Genomic DNA, 18618 nt, shown 5'->3' on the forward strand with positions numbered 1-18618 from the left:
TTTGAAACTAAACCAATAACTCAGCGGCTTTAATTACAGCGCTAACGGCTTTCTTTTCCACAGCTTGATGGTCAACATCAGGAATTTCACTTTTCGTTCTATTAACTAGTACACCGGCAACACAGGCAGCCTTTAGGCCTAGCGCAGAGCACATAGTAAATAATGTAGCTGATTCCATTTCGTAGTTCATAACGCCAAGTTTTTGCCACTCATCAAAGCTACCTTGAAACGCTTTTGTAACATAGCCTGAGTAAGTATCGTAGCGCTCTTGTCCCGGGTAGAAGGTATCTGATGAAGCCGTTATACCCAAGTGATAGGTAGCACCTAATTCGTCACACGCGCTTACCATCGCATTAGTTGCAAAAAAATCGGCAACGGCTGGGTATTGAATTGGTGCAAAATGTTGGCTTGCACCATCTAAACGAACAGATGCATGGCTAATTAATAAGTCGCCTTCGTTAATGTTTGGCTGAATTGCGCCCGTTGTACCAACGCGTAAAAACGTTTTAATTCCTAGCTGTGCGAGTTCTTCAACTGCGATTGATGTACTTGGGCCACCAATACCAGTAGAACATACGATTACCGGCTGCTGTTTGATATAGGCTAAAAATACATGATATTCACGTGTTTTTGCAAGTGCGATAGGGTTCTCAAGCTCGTTCGCAATGCGCTCTGCACGTGCTGGATCACCGGGTACGATAGCGAGTTTAGCACCTTCAACTTGTGCTTTATCTAATCCTAAGTGGAATACTTTTTTCATCCTGTATGCTCTAACTTGGCAAATATTAATAACAGTTTGAATTAGCGTGCAAAATTGTAAAGGACAATGGTCCGTTAATTTGTTAGTGTGCAGCAAAAAATATGTAGAGAATTATATGAAAGCCAAGCACACATTGATGGTTCAAGGCACAACCTCAGACGCAGGGAAAAGTGTGCTGGTCGTGGCGCTTTGTCGTATTTTAGCCAACCATAATATCAAAGTAGCGCCATTTAAGCCGCAAAATATGGCGCTTAATAGCGCGGTTACCGCAGAAGGTGGCGAAATTGGTCGTGCGCAGGCTGTTCAGGCTGATGCAGCTAGAATAGAACCACATGTGGACATGAATCCGGTGTTGTTAAAACCAAATTCTGATATCGGCGCGCAAGTTATTGTGCATGGCAAAGCAATTGGTAATTCAGATGCGGTTGATTATCATCAAATGAAGCCACAATTACTTGGTGCCGTGTTCGATTCACATCAACGATTATCGCAGCAGTTTGACGCAGTGATTGTTGAAGGGGCAGGTTCGCCTGCAGAGATTAATCTACGCGACCGTGATATTGCTAATATGGGCTTTGCAGAAGCGGCAGATTGTCCGGTAATTATCGTTGCCGATATCGACAAAGGAGGCGTATTCGCGCACCTTGTTGGCACCTATGAACTGTTATCTGATACAGAAAAAGCCAGAGTGGTTGGATTTGTAATTAATAAATTCAGAGGAGATATAAACTTATTGTTACCTGGCAACCAATGGCTTGGAAACAAATTAGGTATTCCGGTACTTGCTACAATTCCTTATATACCTGAGTTATATATAGAGCCGGAAGATGCACTGGATTTTAATCAAATATTAAGCACAAATAATTCAATTAATATTACGGTAGTGGTTTACCCTCGCATATCAAATCATACGGATTTTGATGTGTTAAGATTGCATCCAAACGTCAATCTAAGATATGCCCGTACGCCAAACGCAGTAGATAAGTGTGACTTACTTATTTTACCCGGTTCAAAAAGTGTGATGGCTGATCTGACGTTCATTATCGATAACCAATGGCAGCAATTTATCGCGCGTCATTTACGCTATGGCGGCAAAGTATTTGCGATTTGTGGTGGTATGCAAATGTTAGGGCAACGACTTTATGATCCTCAACATATTGAGTCTAATATAAATGAAATGGTTGGCCTAAACTACTTGCCGATCGAAACCACCTTACAAGACGCGAAAACGTTAAGTCAAACAAAAGCACATTGCTTAACGAGTGGAAGTGCTATTTCAGGCTATGAAATTCATGCAGGTAAAACAATTGAAACCGCAACGGTAAAACGATTGTTTAAACTCGCAAACGGTGAATTCGATGGCTATGAATCACAAGATGGGCAAATAAAAGCGACGTATTTACACGGTGTACTAGACAACCCACGTTTTTTATCACAACTCCTCGAGTGGGCGGGGTTAACCGGTGCAACTGGATTTGACTATGAAAGTGAAAAAGATAATCAGATAGAGAAACTAGCGACAGAAGTTGAAAAAGTACTGCCTATTAACGTGATAAAACAGTTATTAAGTTTAAATTAAAACGAAAACATCAACACACTCAAGTAATTCATTTACCAAGGAATTCGTCGCAACAGTATGTCGCGAAACATAAGCCAGTCGCATACAAAACTATAAAGTGGGTATTGAAATGTGGCTGGCCTGTTTTTTTCAAATACAAAGTGTCCAATCCAAGCGAACAGATAGCCAACGCCAATACCGGCTAAGATCAACCAATAGTTTTGGTTTAGCACAGCAAAAAGCAAACAAAAAAGACCAATTAACGAACCGCAAAAATGCAGTCTTCTACACAGAACGTTAGTGTGTTGCGATAAATAAAATGGGTAAAATGCTGCAAGTGAATGATATTCTTTCGCCATCGCAAAACCTTTGACTTAACGTTTAAGTTGTTTATTGTATAATTTTTAACAGTAAATCAATTTGGGAATGTAATCAATTGGGAAACTGGTACGTAATCGTCTTGTTATTACTTTCTACGCAATTTTGCTATGCCTCAGTAGAACCAACCTCTGAAGATATGATGCGTGCCCAAATAACACAGTTTATTACGCTTAACGATTCAATTGATAAGCAAAGTACAATCGTTAGCTTATCTCAGTTAACAGCAACGCAATTCGAATATTATCAACCAAGTTTCCAAATTCATTTAGACAAAGAGCAGTGGATGAGTGCACTTAACGAACGGGTGAAGCAAACGCGCACGCGTAATGTGAAAACTCAGATAACACATATCGAGTTCGCGTTAAATGCAGCATTTGTTAAGCAAAAGAGCAGTTGGCAACAACGTGTTAATGGTAAGTGGTATACGCGTTCAAGTAATAATATTGTGAGTTTATTTGAATTCTCCAACGGTAAAATAATTGCCGTTAGAGAATATTGGTAACTGGGTATACCGATACCACCACACATTTATGCAGTAGCTATTATTTAAAGCGTTTGGCCTTTTCAATTCGCTCTTTTATAGCAGGGTGCGAACTTAGGTACTTAAGAAAATCACCTGAGCCGTTTGCATCAAAACTGTCCATGGCATCGGCAAAGGCACTGGGTGAGTAACCTAACTCAGCTAAATGTTGAAGTGCAAAATCATCGGCTTCACTTTCCATATCGCGTGAAAAGCTTGCTTGCACTAAGGTTGAGCTGGCACCAACAAATAGCTCGCCTACGGTTTCGAGATCGCCAAATAACAGTGCAAACACAATGGCATTTGATAAAGACTGCGCGACTAAACGCATACCGTGTTTACCTTCAACATGACCAATTTCATGTAAAATAATAGCCATTAACATGCTATCTAATTTGTTTTCATCATATTCACGTAATTGCGTAATAAGGTCGTCGGTTACGATTACGGTACCGTCAGGTAGCGCAAGTGCGTTCGCACCAAAATACGCGCTTTGGTATGTAAATATTTGATAGCGCTGTTTGTCTAAATTCAAAGCCGTTGTGGCATTTGAAAACAGCAGTTCGATATGCTGTTGTGTGGGCTTATCAAGTTCAGATGGCTCAAGAAACGCCTTTTCTAAAATCGTAAAACTTTGCTCGCCCATGTAGTTCGGCACACTTGGTGGCAACCAATCAACACTTTTACTGGCAAGCGCGGGCATAGCAACCATAATAAGCCAATAAATGAGTAGCGGCGCTAAAATGATACTGGCAAACACACTGATTTTATGACTTTCTAACGTGCTAAGCAGTGAACCTGTTTGGCGTTGAACACGCCAAGATTTGTCATTGGGAATAAACATGTCGCCATTTTCAAAGCGAACTTCGGTTGCGACCCCGGGAATTGCATCACTCAACGAAATAGAGCTTAAATTATGGGCTCCATATTCAACACCGTCTTGAATGATACTGATATGAGATTCTGTTACTACCAGCTTAACAGCACACGAGCGTGTGCTGCCAGCTTGATAGAGTTTACCATCGACTAGTTGATTCATCAGGTGATGGCAATATCTAAGTCGAATACTTCTGCGATTTCTTCGCCAATAGCGGATTGATCACTGGTCATATCATCAATCACATTATCTGCGTTTTCATGGATTTCTACAAACGTACCGTTTGCTAAATAACGTGCAGCACGAATTTTTGCCCACGGGTAAGCTAACCCAAGTGACAAACCAATCGCGATTAAGTTAAAAAATACCAAACGTGCAAATTGCATCTCAGTAATTGTTGATTCAAATTTAGCAACGTCTTTGATTTCGCTGTTAGCAAAGTTGTGTGCACGAATACGTGCTTGATAAATACCGGTAATAAGCGCAAACATACCGATATACAACAGCGCAGTAATTGGCGCAATTACAAATGCAGCAGTACTCATGCCTGCTGAATCTAAATTAGCCATATCAACAGTAGCACCAAAAATAGCGGCGCCGATACCGATAACAATTGCGAAACCAAACATGGCACCAATTGACACTGCAACAACTAACAGTGCGGCAACATAGTAATCGGTTGTAGACAGCGTTGCTTCAACCTTGCGATCACCATAAGTAATGTTGTTTAAAATATAGGAATTAATTTTCTTCATCACCCAAGGCACTAACAGGTATAAGGTAAATACCGATAAAATTGGGAAAATAATGAAAACAAGAAACGCTTCGCCATAGCTGCCGTTAAAACCAAAACGTACATTTCGATAGCTTGTCATACGGTGTTGAAATCGCATGCTTCGGTTAATAACCCAAGGCATTAAAAATAATGCGATTAGCATAATAAATAAGCCAAGAATTGGAACAAATTGTACGCTACCAACGTATATAGCAAATAATACGACGGCAATAATACGGCCGATTAAAATTTGGATTGGATTAGCAAGATAGGTAAATTGGTGTCCATCGACACTGGTATTACTGTAAAAGTAGCGATGTGTTCTGACTTTAGCCCAAGCAGAATAAATGCCGAGGGTGAGTACAGTAAGCACTATATTAACTATCCAGATTGAAAAAAATTGGCCAGTTTGACCTGCGAATTGAACTTGCGAACGGCGAGTTTGCGGCGCTGTGTTTAGGTCCATTAAACGTTTCCTGATTGTATGTAATTGTTAAGCGAACACATTATAAATCATTTAGTTACAAATTAGAACTTGATAATTATATGAAAAGCTATGCAGTTAGCTTGAATAAATCTTCAGGAGATTACGGGTTGTTTCTGGTAGTTGATTTGACATTCAAAGGCAAAGCCTCTAAGAAAGGGGCACGTAGATTATTGTTGGATTTATCGAATAAACCAATTTTTAACAAATACAACGAGTTAAAAATTAATGACCATTAAATGATACCTTGCTAAGTTTTGTAATGAGCGTATTTGGTAGCAAATGGTATTTCCAGCAATAAATTTTTAATTTATGCATAATTATATGACTGATTATGCTTTGTTCGGAGCTGAATATGAGCGACTCTAAAAACGCATTTATTGAAAAAGTAACAAATTGCTTATGCCCACCGGGTAACGGTGTTTTCACCGTTAACACGGCAAAAGAGCGAAAAGAAGCGCTGCACCAGTCAATCTATGGTCAGACCGAAAACATCGATGCGCTGTGGCGTGATAGCCTGCAAACTATTGAACAAAGTGAATATAGCGCAGTAACGTTAGGCATCAGCTCAGATTGCGGCGGCGGTATTTTACGCGGTGCAAATTGGGGGCCGCTATTTTTACGCAGCACCTTAATGGAACAACAGCCAAGTGCGAAAACATTCGATTTAGGTGACGTACGTGTTATTCCGCACTTGCTACATGATAAATACTTAAACGATGGTACGATTTCAAACTGCCAAAAAGCGCTTTATCAAGATGAAAGCAGCGATTATCACGTGAGCCCATTATCAATTACCGAAGATGTGTGTGATGATTTTTATACCAATTTTCCAGATAAAGGGATTTTTGGTATTGGTGGCGACCACTCAATTAGTTACCCATTAACTAAGTCGTACTTAAAGGCAAAACGTGCACAGGGTAAACGCACTGCAATTATTCACTTTGATGCACACACCGACCTACTTGTTGAGCGTTTAGGCATTGATTTATGTTTTGGCTCTTGGTGTACACACATTCTCGAGTTTTTACCGGCGCCACATCATTTAATTCAGTTTGGTATTCGCTCAAGTGGTAAAGATAAAACACATTGGGAATCTACATTTGGTGTTAAACAACATTGGGCGCACGAGATTAGAGAACAGGGTGCACAAGCAATCGTTGACCAAGTAACTGCACAGTTAAAAGCAGATAATGTCGACGAGCTTTACGTTAGTTTTGATATTGATGCCCTTGATGCAACATTTGCAGCGGCAACGGGAACACCTGAATACGATGGTATGACGCCAGATGAAGCAATGCTAATTTTAAATGCACTTGCTAAAGAGTTCCCAATTACGGGCGCAGATATGATGGAAATTGCACCGTTTACCGATGCATCACACAGTGGTAAACAAGCCTCTGAAAGTACATTGCGAGAGGGAGCAAAAATTTCAGCCTTGTTAATCGATGCGATGAACAGTAAGTAAATTAAAAAAGGTGCCAAATGGCACCTTTTTTGCTCTTATAGTTTCTAAAGTCAATAACAGGGTTTACACTTAACAGTATGAAACCCCGTGATTTATCAAAAAGGTAAAGATGGTAAACCGATTAGCCGCACTGTATGTTTTGTTATGCTTAATGCCTATTAGTGCGTTCGGTAAACTGACGGTATTCACTGAAAATTTAAGTGGCTTTCAATATTACAATGAGCACGGTAAATTTGTTGGGCCCAACTTTGATAAGGTGCACCGTGCGTTAAGTGCTGCAAATATTGATTATGAGCTAAATGTACTTGGCTGGTCACTCGCTTATAACGGGGTGCTACGCGACCCAAATGCGTGTATCTTTTCGCTTGCTCGTTTACCAATGCGTGAGCCTCATTTTAAGTGGGTTGCTAAATTAAGCTACTTTACGGCGTATTTTTATGCATTACCTGAAAAGCAAATTAAATTCGAGTCAATCCTGGCCGCAAAAGAATATAAAACCGCGGTAATAGAGAACAATTTTAGCCACCATTATTTAACACAACATGGGTTTAAATTAGGTGCGCAATTATTAGTGATTGAGAATGTCGATAGATTGTTTCACATTATGAAGCAGCGTAAGCACGTACTTGATCTTATTGTATTGAACGAAATGCAATACAAAACGCAGCGCGAAATTGACAAAACTACTCCTGAATTAAGCAAGGTGTTCAAATTTAAACAAGAAGCAACGAGTTTATACTTCGCATGTAATACTAAAATTAGCGACGATACGATAGCTAAAATAAAAACAGGGTTTGAAGCTGTAAATTAGTTTTAAATGTGTTTATTGTGTTTTATTTGCTGAGCAATGCAAATTAGATTATTTGCGTTACATTAGGTGAGCACTGGTGATAATTAAGCGCTCATAAAATGAGCGCTTAATTAATGGTTGTCAGCTTAATCAAACAGGGCGACGGTTTGACGACTCATAGCTAACAATTCACCCGCCTGATTATAAATATTTGCTTCTTCACAGGCATACCCATCGCGACTATGATGGGTAAACGCATCAAAACCAAGCCAAGCGTCAGCTGTTAATGGCTGGTGAGGTAAAAACTCAATATACCAAGACATTGAACTGGCAGGGGCAACGTTTGCATACATTTGTAATTGTGCAGGCGGCCACGCATCCGTCAGCGCCAATATATGTGCAACAGTTAAGTCCTTCGGTGTTTCTTTTAAACGCATCCACCCGGCAAGTTCGCCATTTGATGCATTTGAAAACGGCATAGCACCTTTTTGAATATTAAAACTCATATGTTGGAAAAATTGGGGAGTTATGCCTTCTATATAAGGAATAAGGTTTTGTTCATTAACCGGTGCTAACGGGCATGTCGCTTTATTTTCAACAATCACATTTGAATCACGTTTTATTGCAAAGCATCCTAGCGCAATCACCGCTACTTTGTCGTCTTGAATAATTCGCGCTTCAATTTGTGAGGCATTTTTACCTTCACGTAATAACGACAGTTCAATATTAAATGGCGCATCGGCTATTAGCGGGCCAACAAAATTAGTGCTGAGAGACAGTAACGTACGTTCTTCATTAATTAATGTACGCATTGCTGTATAAAGCATTGCAGCTGAAATACCACCGAAGGCTGTGCGGCCTTGGCACCAGTTTGCTGGAAAAGTTAACTGGGTAAGACGTAAATTAACTTGGTCTAATAATTGATCAAAATGCATAAGGATTTCATTTGTTATTGTAACTCGCTTGTTTATATCAAAAATACAGTGGTATGACCACTTATTGTATTAAAATCCATCATTGCAAAAAAAATTTCAAAATTTTAAAAAAATTTACGTTTTACAGTTGAATTGTCATTACCTCACCCCTATTAAGTAACCATCTAAACGAATTAATCATTTTTTGATACAGAATTAAAGAAGTAGGAGAGGTTCCATGGGTAAGATTATTGGTATCGACTTAGGCACAACAAACTCATGTGTTGCAGTATTAGACGGCGATAAGCCACGCGTAATTGAAAATGCAGAGGGTGAACGTACAACCCCATCAATTATCGCATATACAGATGAAGGTGAAACGCTTGTAGGTCAGCCTGCAAAGCGTCAAGCGGTAACAAACCCAACAAATACATTATTCGCAATTAAGCGTTTAATTGGTCGTCGTTTTGAAGACGAAGAAGTACAACGTGATATCGACATCATGCCATTCAAAATTGTTAAAGCAGACAATGGCGATGCATGGGTAGAAGCAAAAGGCGAAAAACGCGCTGCACCACAAATCTCAGCTGAAGTTCTTAAGAAAATGAAGAAAACAGCAGAAGATTTCTTAGGTGAAGCGGTAACTGGCGCAGTAATCACAGTACCGGCATACTTTAATGATGCACAGCGTCAAGCGACAAAAGACGCGGGTCGTATCGCGGGCCTTGATGTTAAACGTATTATCAACGAACCAACTGCTGCTGCACTTGCATACGGCATGGATAAGAAGCAAGGCGATAACGTCGTTGCTGTTTACGATTTAGGTGGTGGTACATTCGATATTTCTATCATCGAAATTGATGAAGTAGAAGGCGAGCACACGTTTGAAGTACTAGCAACAAATGGTGATACGCACTTAGGTGGTGAAGATTTCGATAACCGCGTTATCAACTACCTAGTTGAAGAATTTAAGAAAGACCAAGGCATCAACTTAAAGACTGATCCACTTGCGATGCAGCGTGTTAAAGAAGCTGCGGAAAAAGCGAAGATCGAACTATCAAGCGCGCAACAAACAGAAGTTAACCTTCCGTATGTAACTGCTGATGCGTCAGGTCCTAAGCATATGAACGTTAAACTAACGCGTGCTAAGTTAGAATCGCTTGTTGAAGATCTAGTAACACAATCACTAGAGCCGCTTAAAAAGGCACTAGCTGACGCAGATCTTTCAGTTAGCGATGTTAACGATGTAATTCTAGTGGGTGGTCAAACACGTATGCCACTAGTACAAAAAGCGGTTACTGATTTCTTCGGTAAAGAGCCACGTAAAGATGTAAACCCTGATGAAGCAGTAGCTATGGGTGCTGCGGTTCAAGGTGGTGTTTTAGCGGGTGACGTTAAAGACGTACTATTGCTAGACGTTATTCCTCTTTCGCTAGGTATCGAGACAATGGGTCAGGTAATGACTGCATTAATCGAAAAGAACACAACGATTCCAACTAAGAAATCACAAGTGTTCTCAACTGCTGAAGACAACCAAAGCGCGGTAACAATTCACGTACTTCAAGGTGAGCGTAAGCAATCAAGCGCGAACAAATCACTAGGTCAATTCAACCTAGAAGGTATTCGCCCTGCACAGCGTGGCGCACCACAAATTGAAGTAACGTTTGACGTTGATGCTGATGGTATCTTACATGTATCTGCGAAAGATAAAGACACGGGTAAAGAGCAGAAGATCACAATCCAAGCATCTTCAGGTCTAAGCGACGATGAAATCGATGCAATGGTACGTGACGCGGAAGCAAACGCAGAAGAAGATAAGAAGTTTGAAGAACTAGTACAAGCGCGTAACCAAGGTGACGCAATGGTTCACGGTACACGCAAGCAAATCGAAGAAGCAGGTGACGCATTACCAGCTGACGATAAAGCAGCGATTGAAGCAGCACTTTCAGAGCTAGAAACAGCAGTGAAAGGCGATGACAAAGCTGAAATCGAAGCGAAAACGCAAGCGCTTATCGAAAAATCGCAAAAACTAATGGAAATTGCGCAAGCAAATGCACAAGCGCAACAAGCTGGCGGCGACGCGGGCCAACAGCAACAAGCACAGCAAGACGACGACGTTGTTGACGCTGAGTTTGAAGAAGTAAAAGACGATAAAAAGTAATTTACTTTAAAGAGGGCGCGCGGGTTTCGACTCAGACGCGCCCTTAGTGTATCTAAAGGTTTTATGAATTTTGAGGCTAAAGACCCCGCTGGGGCAATGCAAATGCAGTTAGCCAACTAACGGGGAAAGCAGTAATTATGTCAAAACGCGATTATTATGAAGTACTAGGCGTTGCAAAAGACGCTAGCGATCGTGATATTAAAAAGGCATACAAACGCCTTGCTATGAAGTATCACCCAGATCGTACCGCAGGCGACAAAGACTTAGAAGCTAAGTTTAAAGAAGTAAAAGAAGCATACGAAATACTTGGCGACAGTCAAAAACGTCAAACATACGATCAATTTGGTCACGCAGCCTTTGAACAAGGCGGTGGCGGCGGTCACGGTGGCTTTGGCGGCGGTGCAGATTTTGGCGATATCTTTGGTGATGTATTCGGCGATATTTTTGGTGGCGGCGGCGGTGGTCGACGTCAATCTCGCCAACAACGTGGTGCTGACTTACGCTATAATCTAGATTTAAGTCTAGAAGAGGCTGTTCGCGGTAAAGACGTTGAAATTAAAGTGCCAACTTGGGTTTCATGTGAACCGTGTGATGGCTCTGGCGCGAAGAAAGGCTCTAAGCCACAAACATGTGGTACCTGTCATGGTCATGGCCAAGTACAAATGCGCCAAGGCTTCTTTGCCGTTCAGCAAACATGTCCTACATGTAATGGTAGCGGTCAAATTATCTCAGATCCATGTAATAAGTGTCATGGTCAGGGCCGCGTAGAAAAAACCAAGACCTTGTCTGTGAAAATTCCGGCAGGTGTTGATACTGGCGACCGTATTCGTCTAGCTGGCGAAGGTGAAGCTGGGCAACACGGTGCACCAGCAGGTGATTTATACGTGCAGGTTTCTGTTCGTGAACACCCAATTTTTGTGCGTGACGGCAGCAATCTATATTGTGAAGTACCACTTAGCTTTACTACAGCAGCACTTGGTGGCGAAATTGAAGTACCAACGCTAGACGGTCGTGCAAAACTGAAAATTCCTTCAGAATGTCAGACGGATAAAATGTTCCGTATGCGTGGTAAAGGCGTTAAGTCTGTTCGCGGCGGTGTGGTTGGTGATTTAATCTGTAAAGTAATTATTGAGACACCGGTTAACCTAAACGAGCGTCAAAAAGAGTTATTACGTGAATTAGATGATAGCATGGGCGGTGATAGCTCGCGCCATCGTCCAAAAGAGCAAGGATTCTTTGATGGTGTTAAGAAGTTTTTTGATGACTTAACTAAGTAATCTAGCTTAGTAACTTAGCCTATTAGGTTAGCTAAGTAAAAATATAAAAAAGGCTCACAACTGTGAGCCTTTTTTATTGGCATTATATAATGAATATATGCACTTATTTTTTGATTAAACCGCCAACTTCAAAGGATGTTTGCCACGTTTTATTATACTTAGCGTTTGTTTGTCCGCTTTGAATGCTAATTACGGCATCGTGCTTTGCGTTTTTAAATGTAGTTCGTTGGCTTTGATTTTGTGCAGTGTTATTTGCTTGCCATTGACTGCCCAAACATTGCGCTACTTGATTTACGGCTAAGTCAAACGCTTCACGGCTCTGTGATTCGTTATCGTATTGCTTTGCGCACTTGTAAGACACTCTTTCGTTATTCATACCGAGAATTTGACAACTATTGCCGAGCAAATGGTACTTTGGTGTCCACACATCGCCAAACTTAGTTTGAACACGTGTCGCTTTTAGCGGCTCGAATTGATTTTCAAAACCATCAACTAAACCTTGAATTTTTTCACATGGCGTTAAGTTATCAACGTAGGCTGTTTGTGTTGGTGTGAGTGTTGAACCACAGCCTACTAAAGCCAAAAACAGTGATGCAGCAGAAATTTTACGAAACATAATGCTATCCCTAATAATTTGCCATCAGCATAGCGAGACTTAAAAAGAAAATCTATGCTTAACGTATGCAATATTGTGATTTATCAATTTTCAAAATGTGTATTGCGTAGCATTTAATCAAGCTTAAAATTAATTGTTAAATTTGCAATAAACAAAAGCCAAATCAAATACTAATTTTTAATTTAGATTTAAAATTGTGACATAGGAAAATGAGCCAACAGGCATTACAAACCGTACAACTGATGTTGTATTACCGTTTATGTATGAGCACTATTTGGAAGTTTAAATGAATTATCCTTGGATTGAAAAAGCAAACCGGATCTTCTCTGCGGTATTAATTGGTCAGTTTGTTATTACGTTAATTATCGCTTTTTTTACCGATACTTGGTTTGAAGGTATCGCAATTGGCCTGCTAATTCTGGCCTTACCCTTATTTTTAATTACTACCGCACCGTTTGCATCAGTTACTCGTCATGCCGTTGGTGTTGCGGTTCAGTTATTTGCTGCGCTTCATATTCAGCAGACAATGGGGCTAACGGAATTACACTTTGAAATATTTGTAATGCTGGCATTTTTAAGTTTCTATCGCGATTGGCAGGTAATTTTGTCGAGCGTATTATTTATAGCCGTTCATCATATTCTGTTTTTTATTGTGCAGTCGCAAGGCGCCTCTATTTACATATTTGAACAAGGCCATTTAGCGTTTTACGTTTTAATCATTCATGCGCTTTTTGCGGTAACCGAAGGCGGCATATTGATGTATGTTGCTAAATTAACGCATAGAGAGGCCGTAAGTGCTTATAAATTATCAGAATCTATTCATGACGTATTGAGTAACGAGGATAAATTTGACTTAACTGCATTTACCAACAAGCAATCAGATGGTTCTGATTATCATAAGTTAATGACCTCACTAAGCGGCTTTATCAAACAAACTAAAACGGTGAGTGAAAGTGTTTTGCAACGTTCTGAAGCTGTGTTGGATTTAAGCAATGATGTCGACCGTGCGACTGATGAAAACGTCAGTCAAATTAACTTAATAGCTACTGCAACCGAAGAAATGACAGTCGCAAATGCTAATGTTGCAAGCCAGGCCAGTGAAGCGAATGAAAGTGCAAGCGATGCATTTACCCGTACTGATAAAACAAAGCAAATCATTGATAGCTCTGCACAAAATATTGAGGGGCTTAAGGGCGATTTGTCGGCAACATCTCAAACAATTGGTGAGCTGGCGTTAAAGTGTAATCAAATTGAAGAAGTGATGAATGCAATTAAATCTATTTCAGATCAGACCAATTTATTAGCCCTAAATGCAGCAATTGAATCAGCTAGGGCTGGAGAGCATGGCCGTGGATTTGCCGTTGTTGCAGATGAAGTAAGACAACTTGCTATGAAAACGCGTCAAAACGCAGAGCAGATAAGTGAAATTACCGCAGCGTTAATTAATGAGGCATCGTCTTCGGTTGAACAAATGGACAAGTGCTTAGTTCAAGCAGAAGATACGGTTGAACAAGCAAAAGACGCATCAAATATGATGATGGGCGTAGTTGAAAATATTGAAAGTATGGTTAATAACATGGCTTCTGTCGCGAGTGCTGCAAATGAACAAGCAACGGTCTCTGCGAGCATTTCTGAGTCGACACAGCGCTTATCACATAATTCTGAGCAGTTGAAACACAATACTACTGAGTCTGGCCAACGTTTTAAAGAGATGAAACACGATATTGAAAACTTAAACCGCGAGTTATCACGCTTTGAGCTCTAAATTACACTGGGTTTTGTTAGTAATATGGTCAATTATTTTAACCAGCAGTGTGTTGTACTTGTCGACATTAAAAGCAAAGCAATTTGATCTAAACGGCTTGCTTTTAAGTAACGCGATGGACACCGAATTTGACCATCGCTTTACATCGCTTATTGAAGAAACCGTAGGTACTAGCAGTGGGACGGTAGTGCATTTTACAATGGATAATTGTTTTTGTGAGTATGTTGCAGAAAGCCATGTTACGTCTGTGAAAAAACGAGCATCGGAACAAGGCTATAAAAATCATGTCATCACGCTTAATAGTGATACTCGTTTTAATATACCTTCGGTACCAGCGGTCGCAGTAATTAACCATAATGGTAAGTTAACCTATCTTGGTCCTTATGCAACAGGAATGTTTTGTAGCGAAGGCGAAGGACTTGTCGAGCAGTACATCATTGACAATACCGAGAATAACGCATTAGGCGCCACTATTTAACGGATGCCCAAGGTTGCTATTGCAACCTTGGTTAATGAGTAGAACTTATTTATGTCTATTTTTTAACACATTAATAACTTGGCTAATATCTAGCTTTTGTCGCTGTAATAGAACTAACAAGTGATACAGTAAATCTGCCGATTCATTGAGTAACTCTTCGTTGTCATTTTTCATTGCTGCTAAGGCGACTTCAACTCCTTCTTCGCCAACCTTTTGGCAACTTCGGCTCAACTCTTTTGCAAATAAACTTGCGGTGTAACTCTCGCTTGGGTCGTCATTTTTTCGCTTTGCAATAACACTATTGAGCGTACCTAAAAAGCTTAAATCGGTACTTGCATCGCCAAAACAACTTTGTGTACCTAAATGACAAGTTGGACCTTTTGGTTTTGCCAGTATTAATAATGAATCTTGATCACAATCAGTATGAATTGATACCAATTCCAGATAGTTTTCAGAGCTTTCACCTTTTGTCCATAAACGCTGTTTTGAACGGCTATAAAACGTTACTTTGCCAATTTCTAAAGTCGTTTGAACTGCAGCTAGATTACAAAAACCCTGCATTAAAATTTGCCCTGATTGCACATCCTGTACAATCGCGGGAATAAGCTCACTTTTTTCAAAATCGAGAGCTGAAATATTGCTTAAATCTAATTTCATAGTCGCACCGGAATTGTCTGTTGATTCAGGTTTTGTTTTAGCTCGGTTATATCAATTAAGCCTTTGTGAAAAACCGATGCCGCCAGTGCGCCATCGACATTACTTTGTAAAAATACATCGGCAAAATCTTGAATTTTACCCGCGCCGCCAGAGGAAATTAAAGGGACATCACAAATCGCACGTATTTCACTTAATTGCTGATTGTCATAACCCTTTCTTACGCCGTCTTGGTTCATGCAGTTGAGCACAATTTCGCCCGCGCCTAAGTCTTGCACTTGTTTAACCCATTCTTGGGTCTTATAGCGTGTTTGGCTTGATGCGCTAGGATCGCCCGTTAGTTGATATACTAGGTATTCGCCTGTGGTTTTATCATAAAAACTGTCGATACCAACCACAACACACTGTTTACCAAACTCATCATGTAACTCTTTAATAAGCTCGGGCCTTGCTATTGCAGGGCTATTAATGCTGATCTTATCCGCGCCCATTTCGAGTACTTTTGCAGCATCAGCGACCGATTTAATCCCGCCCGCAACGCAAAAAGGGATATTGATATAACGGGCAATTTGCTCCACCCAAGTTACATCAAGTAAACGCTTTTCAACGCTCGCTGTAATTTCATAGAAAACGAGCTCATCGGCACCTGCTTGCGAGTACGCCTCGGCAAGTTGCAAAATATCGCCGACGATTTCGTGCTCTTTGAATTTAACGCCTTTTACGACTTGATTATTTTTAACGTCTAAACAAGGAATTATGCGTTTTGATAACACGTTACAGCCTCCTTTGCGCTAAACGCATTATCGAGTAATGATTTTCCTAAAATCACACCACCGACACCGAGGGCTTTTAACTGCTTAATATCCTCAAGAGAACTAACACCACCTGATGCTTGCACGCGAATATCGTCAAACTGTGTAAGAATGTCTTGGTATAGCTTAAATGAAGGGCCGGTCATCGTGCCGTCTTTGCTAATGTCTGTGCACAAAAAGTCTTTTACGCCCAATTCTTTATAGAATTCTATAAACTCAAACAGGTCGTAAGGTGATTTTTCAAGCCAACCGTGGGTAGCAGGGCGCCACGTGTTGCCGTCTTTGTTAACATCAAGCGCGATTACGAATTTAGCTGCGCCGAATGTATTTATCCAATTCTTTACTTGGCTCTTGTTCGTCACTGCTTTGGAGCCAATCACCACTTGATGTACGCCTGCGTTCAGCCAAGTGGATATGTCTGACTCGCTTCGAATGCCGCCGCCGATTTGAAAGGGTAGTTTGAGCTCGTTTGATGCTTCTTGAATGAACTGCCATTGCTTTTTGTCCGGATCACGGGCGCCTTCAAGATCAACAATGTGAATTCGTTCAGCGCCTGAATTTGCGTATTCTGTTAACCGTTGTTTAAAGTCAAAATCATAAAATTGTGCCGTGTCGTACTTGCCTTGGTATAGTCTAACAATGCGATTTTGTAAAATATCTAATGCGGGAATAATCATGATTGTTCCTATAACGCTAAAAAGTTTTTCAGTAAACGTTCACCAACGCGGGCTGATTTTTCTGGGTGAAATTGCATGCCAATGAAATTATCTTTGGCAATAATAGCCGAAAATTCAGTACTATAATTGCTTGATGCCACTGTGTATTGATTTGGTACATGCGCAAAACTGTGCACGTAATACACTTGGTCGTTGGCATTGATACCCGCTAAAATAGGGTGGTCTGATTTTAAATCTAAATTATTCCAGCCCATATGCGGTAAGGTTAGGCTCTTACTTTTGAGCGCACTTAATTTTCCAGGAATGAGCCCAAGGGTCTTCACATCACCTTCTTCAGTCTCATCACACATTAACTGCATACCCAAACAAATACCTAATAAAGGCTTTTTGTAATTGCTTATAGCATCTTGCCAGTTGTTATCAATTAAGCGTTTCATCGCAACAGACGCATGACCTACACCGGGCAGCACTGCACGAGGAAAATCGTTCAGTTTTTCGGGTTCTGTGATAATTTCAACCTGAGCGCCTAAACGCTCAAACGCAAATCGAACCGAATTAATGTTTGCACAACCGGTATTAATTATGGCTATCATAAACATCCTTTAGAACTGGCAGTGGTTTGTGTAACATCTTTTGCAATAGCCATACGCAGTGCACGTGAAAACGCTTTAAATAAGCCCTCAACTTGGTGATGACAATTACCCTTTGACACACTTAAGATTAAGCTAATTGCCGCATTATCAGTAAGGCTTTTGAAAAAGTGCTCGACCATTTGTACATCCATATCGCCCACTTTTTCACGTGAGAAATTGGCATTTAGTACGAACGATGCACGACCCGATAAATCAATCTGCGCGTCTGCTTTACACTCATCCATTGGCAACGAAAACCCATAGCGGCCAATTTGTGTTTTGGTACTCAGTGCTTGTTTAAGTGCCTGACCAAGTGCAATACCAACGTCTTCAACAAGGTGATGTTCATCAATGTGTAAATCACCAGACGCGTTTATGTTAAGGCCGATATTGCTGTGGGTACGAATCTGATCGAGCATATGGTCAAAAAAGCCCAGCCCTGTTTGTACTTCCCCTTGTTTGCCCGAATCAAGGTTTACACTAACTGAAATTTGGGTTTCGCTCGTGTCGCGATTAACTTCACCTATACGATTACGCGTGGTGAGTTTAGTTACAATCTCAGGCCAGTTGCCTGTATACAAAATACCTTCACAACACAGGTTTTCAGCAAGTTGAATGTCGGTTTGGCGATCGCCAATAACATAGGAATTAGCTAAATCGACAACACCCGATTGCATCAGATTTTTTAGTAATCCGGTTTTTGGCTTTCTACAGGTGCAATTTTCATCGTCAAAGTGGGGGCAAATTAATACCTCATCAAAAGTGATGTTTGATGCGCTAAAAACCTGCATCATTTTATCGTGCGGTGCGTCAAAGTCGGCTTGTGGGAAACTATCGGTACCTAAGCCATCTTGGTTAGATACCATAACCAGTTTATAACCCGCAGCTTGCAGTTGTAGTAGCGCAGGTATAACGCCTGGCTCAAAAACTAACTTTTCAAGTGTATCAAGTTGTTTATCGATAGCTGGCTCTTCTACTAAAGTACCGTCTCTATCTATAAATAAGTAAGGAACTGCCAT

The 18618-nt window shown here is 40.7% G+C and carries 19 protein-coding genes; 8 read left to right on the forward strand and 11 right to left on the reverse strand.

All coding sequences use genetic code 11. The annotated features are described in order from the left end of the window. Positions 1-7: 7 nt before the first annotated feature. The gene (gene udp / locus AN214_RS05585; RefSeq protein WP_054978796.1) at positions 8-760 is read right to left on the reverse strand and encodes a uridine phosphorylase; all 753 of its coding nucleotides are present in this window, start codon (positions 758-760) and stop codon (positions 8-10) included. 115 nt (positions 761-875) lie between these two features. Here udp and AN214_RS05590 point away from each other — a divergent pair, with 115 nt between their 5' ends. Further along, positions 876-2339, forward strand: coding sequence for a cobyric acid synthase (locus AN214_RS05590; protein ID WP_054978797.1), 1464 nt, complete (start codon positions 876-878; stop codon positions 2337-2339). 32 nt (positions 2340-2371) lie between these two features. On the opposite strand, the gene AN214_RS05595 is transcribed toward AN214_RS05590, so the two are convergent. Further along, the gene (locus AN214_RS05595) at positions 2372-2677 is read right to left on the reverse strand and encodes a DUF962 domain-containing protein (RefSeq protein WP_054978798.1); all 306 of its coding nucleotides are present in this window, start codon (positions 2675-2677) and stop codon (positions 2372-2374) included. 77 nt (positions 2678-2754) lie between these two features. Here AN214_RS05595 and AN214_RS05600 point away from each other — a divergent pair, with 77 nt between their 5' ends. Next, entirely contained in the window at positions 2755-3201 is a 447-nt protein-coding gene (locus AN214_RS05600; RefSeq protein ID WP_152960714.1) for a hypothetical protein, read from the forward strand. A gap of 40 nt (positions 3202-3241) precedes the next feature. On the opposite strand, the gene AN214_RS05605 is transcribed toward AN214_RS05600, so the two are convergent. Next, positions 3242-4258 (reverse strand): M48 family metallopeptidase, encoded by a 1017-nt coding sequence (locus AN214_RS05605; RefSeq protein WP_054978800.1) that lies wholly within the window; start codon positions 4256-4258, stop codon positions 3242-3244. Then, positions 4258-5337 (reverse strand): YjgN family protein, encoded by a 1080-nt coding sequence (locus tag AN214_RS05610; protein ID WP_054978801.1) that lies wholly within the window; start codon positions 5335-5337, stop codon positions 4258-4260. Before AN214_RS05610 ends, AN214_RS05605 begins: the two co-directional genes overlap by 1 nt. Positions 5338-5710: 373 nt before the next feature. On the opposite strand from AN214_RS05610, the gene AN214_RS05620 reads away from it, so the two are divergent. Then, complete coding sequence (locus AN214_RS05620; RefSeq protein ID WP_054978803.1) at positions 5711-6823, forward strand: arginase family protein; 1113 nt, start codon at positions 5711-5713, stop codon at positions 6821-6823. A gap of 109 nt (positions 6824-6932) precedes the next feature. Then, a complete protein-coding gene (locus AN214_RS05625; RefSeq protein WP_054978804.1) occupies positions 6933-7634 on the forward strand; it encodes a hypothetical protein in 702 nt (233 codons plus the stop codon). Between the two features lie 125 nt (positions 7635-7759). On the opposite strand, the gene AN214_RS05630 is transcribed toward AN214_RS05625, so the two are convergent. Further along, entirely contained in the window at positions 7760-8548 is a 789-nt protein-coding gene (locus AN214_RS05630) for an acyl-CoA thioesterase II (protein WP_054978805.1), read from the reverse strand. A 217-nt stretch (positions 8549-8765) separates the two neighbouring features. On the opposite strand from AN214_RS05630, the gene dnaK reads away from it, so the two are divergent. Both dnaK and dnaJ read left to right on the forward strand, forming a co-directional pair. After that, complete coding sequence (dnaK, locus tag AN214_RS05635; protein WP_054978806.1) at positions 8766-10688, forward strand: molecular chaperone DnaK; 1923 nt, start codon at positions 8766-8768, stop codon at positions 10686-10688. A gap of 137 nt (positions 10689-10825) precedes the next feature. After that, complete coding sequence (gene dnaJ, locus AN214_RS05640) at positions 10826-11965, forward strand: molecular chaperone DnaJ (protein WP_054978807.1); 1140 nt, start codon at positions 10826-10828, stop codon at positions 11963-11965. Between the two features lie 103 nt (positions 11966-12068). On the opposite strand, the gene AN214_RS05645 is transcribed toward dnaJ, so the two are convergent. Next, positions 12069-12581 carry a hypothetical protein gene (locus AN214_RS05645; RefSeq protein WP_054978808.1) on the reverse strand — a complete coding sequence of 171 codons (513 nt, stop codon included), beginning with the start codon at positions 12579-12581 and terminating at the stop codon, positions 12069-12071. A 286-nt stretch (positions 12582-12867) separates the two neighbouring features. Here AN214_RS05645 and AN214_RS05650 point away from each other — a divergent pair, with 286 nt between their 5' ends. Together AN214_RS05650 and AN214_RS05655 are read left to right on the forward strand one after the other, a co-directional pair. Beyond that, entirely contained in the window at positions 12868-14346 is a 1479-nt protein-coding gene (locus AN214_RS05650; RefSeq protein WP_054978809.1) for a methyl-accepting chemotaxis protein, read from the forward strand. Between the two features lie 58 nt (positions 14347-14404). Beyond that, positions 14405-14824 (forward strand): DUF6436 domain-containing protein, encoded by a 420-nt coding sequence (locus AN214_RS05655; RefSeq protein ID WP_152960715.1) that lies wholly within the window; start codon positions 14405-14407, stop codon positions 14822-14824. A gap of 45 nt (positions 14825-14869) precedes the next feature. On the opposite strand, the gene hisIE is transcribed toward AN214_RS05655, so the two are convergent. Genes hisIE through hisB form a run of 5 tightly spaced genes read right to left on the reverse strand, consistent with a single transcriptional unit; the run spans position 14870 to position 18618 of the window. Next, positions 14870-15481 (reverse strand): bifunctional phosphoribosyl-AMP cyclohydrolase/phosphoribosyl-ATP diphosphatase HisIE, encoded by a 612-nt coding sequence (gene hisIE, locus AN214_RS05660; protein WP_054978811.1) that lies wholly within the window; start codon positions 15479-15481, stop codon positions 14870-14872. Further along, positions 15478-16251: an imidazole glycerol phosphate synthase subunit HisF gene (hisF, locus tag AN214_RS05665; protein ID WP_054978812.1), complete on the reverse strand. Its 774-nt coding sequence runs from the start codon at positions 16249-16251 to the stop codon at positions 15478-15480. The genes hisIE and hisF overlap by 4 nt, the downstream gene beginning before the upstream one ends. After that, positions 16233-16967 (reverse strand): 1-(5-phosphoribosyl)-5-[(5-phosphoribosylamino)methylideneamino]imidazole-4-carboxamide isomerase, encoded by a 735-nt coding sequence (gene hisA, locus AN214_RS05670; protein ID WP_054978813.1) that lies wholly within the window; start codon positions 16965-16967, stop codon positions 16233-16235. The genes hisF and hisA overlap by 19 nt, the downstream gene beginning before the upstream one ends. An 8-nt stretch (positions 16968-16975) precedes the next feature. Beyond that, entirely contained in the window at positions 16976-17560 is a 585-nt protein-coding gene (gene hisH / locus AN214_RS05675; protein ID WP_054978814.1) for an imidazole glycerol phosphate synthase subunit HisH, read from the reverse strand. Continuing rightward, positions 17557-18618, reverse strand: coding sequence for a bifunctional histidinol-phosphatase/imidazoleglycerol-phosphate dehydratase HisB (gene hisB, locus AN214_RS05680; protein ID WP_054978815.1), 1062 nt, complete (start codon positions 18616-18618; stop codon positions 17557-17559). The genes hisH and hisB overlap by 4 nt, the downstream gene beginning before the upstream one ends.

It is taken from the genome of Pseudoalteromonas sp. P1-9, from assembly GCF_001399975.1.
Taxonomy (GTDB): domain Bacteria; phylum Pseudomonadota; class Gammaproteobacteria; order Enterobacterales; family Alteromonadaceae; genus Pseudoalteromonas.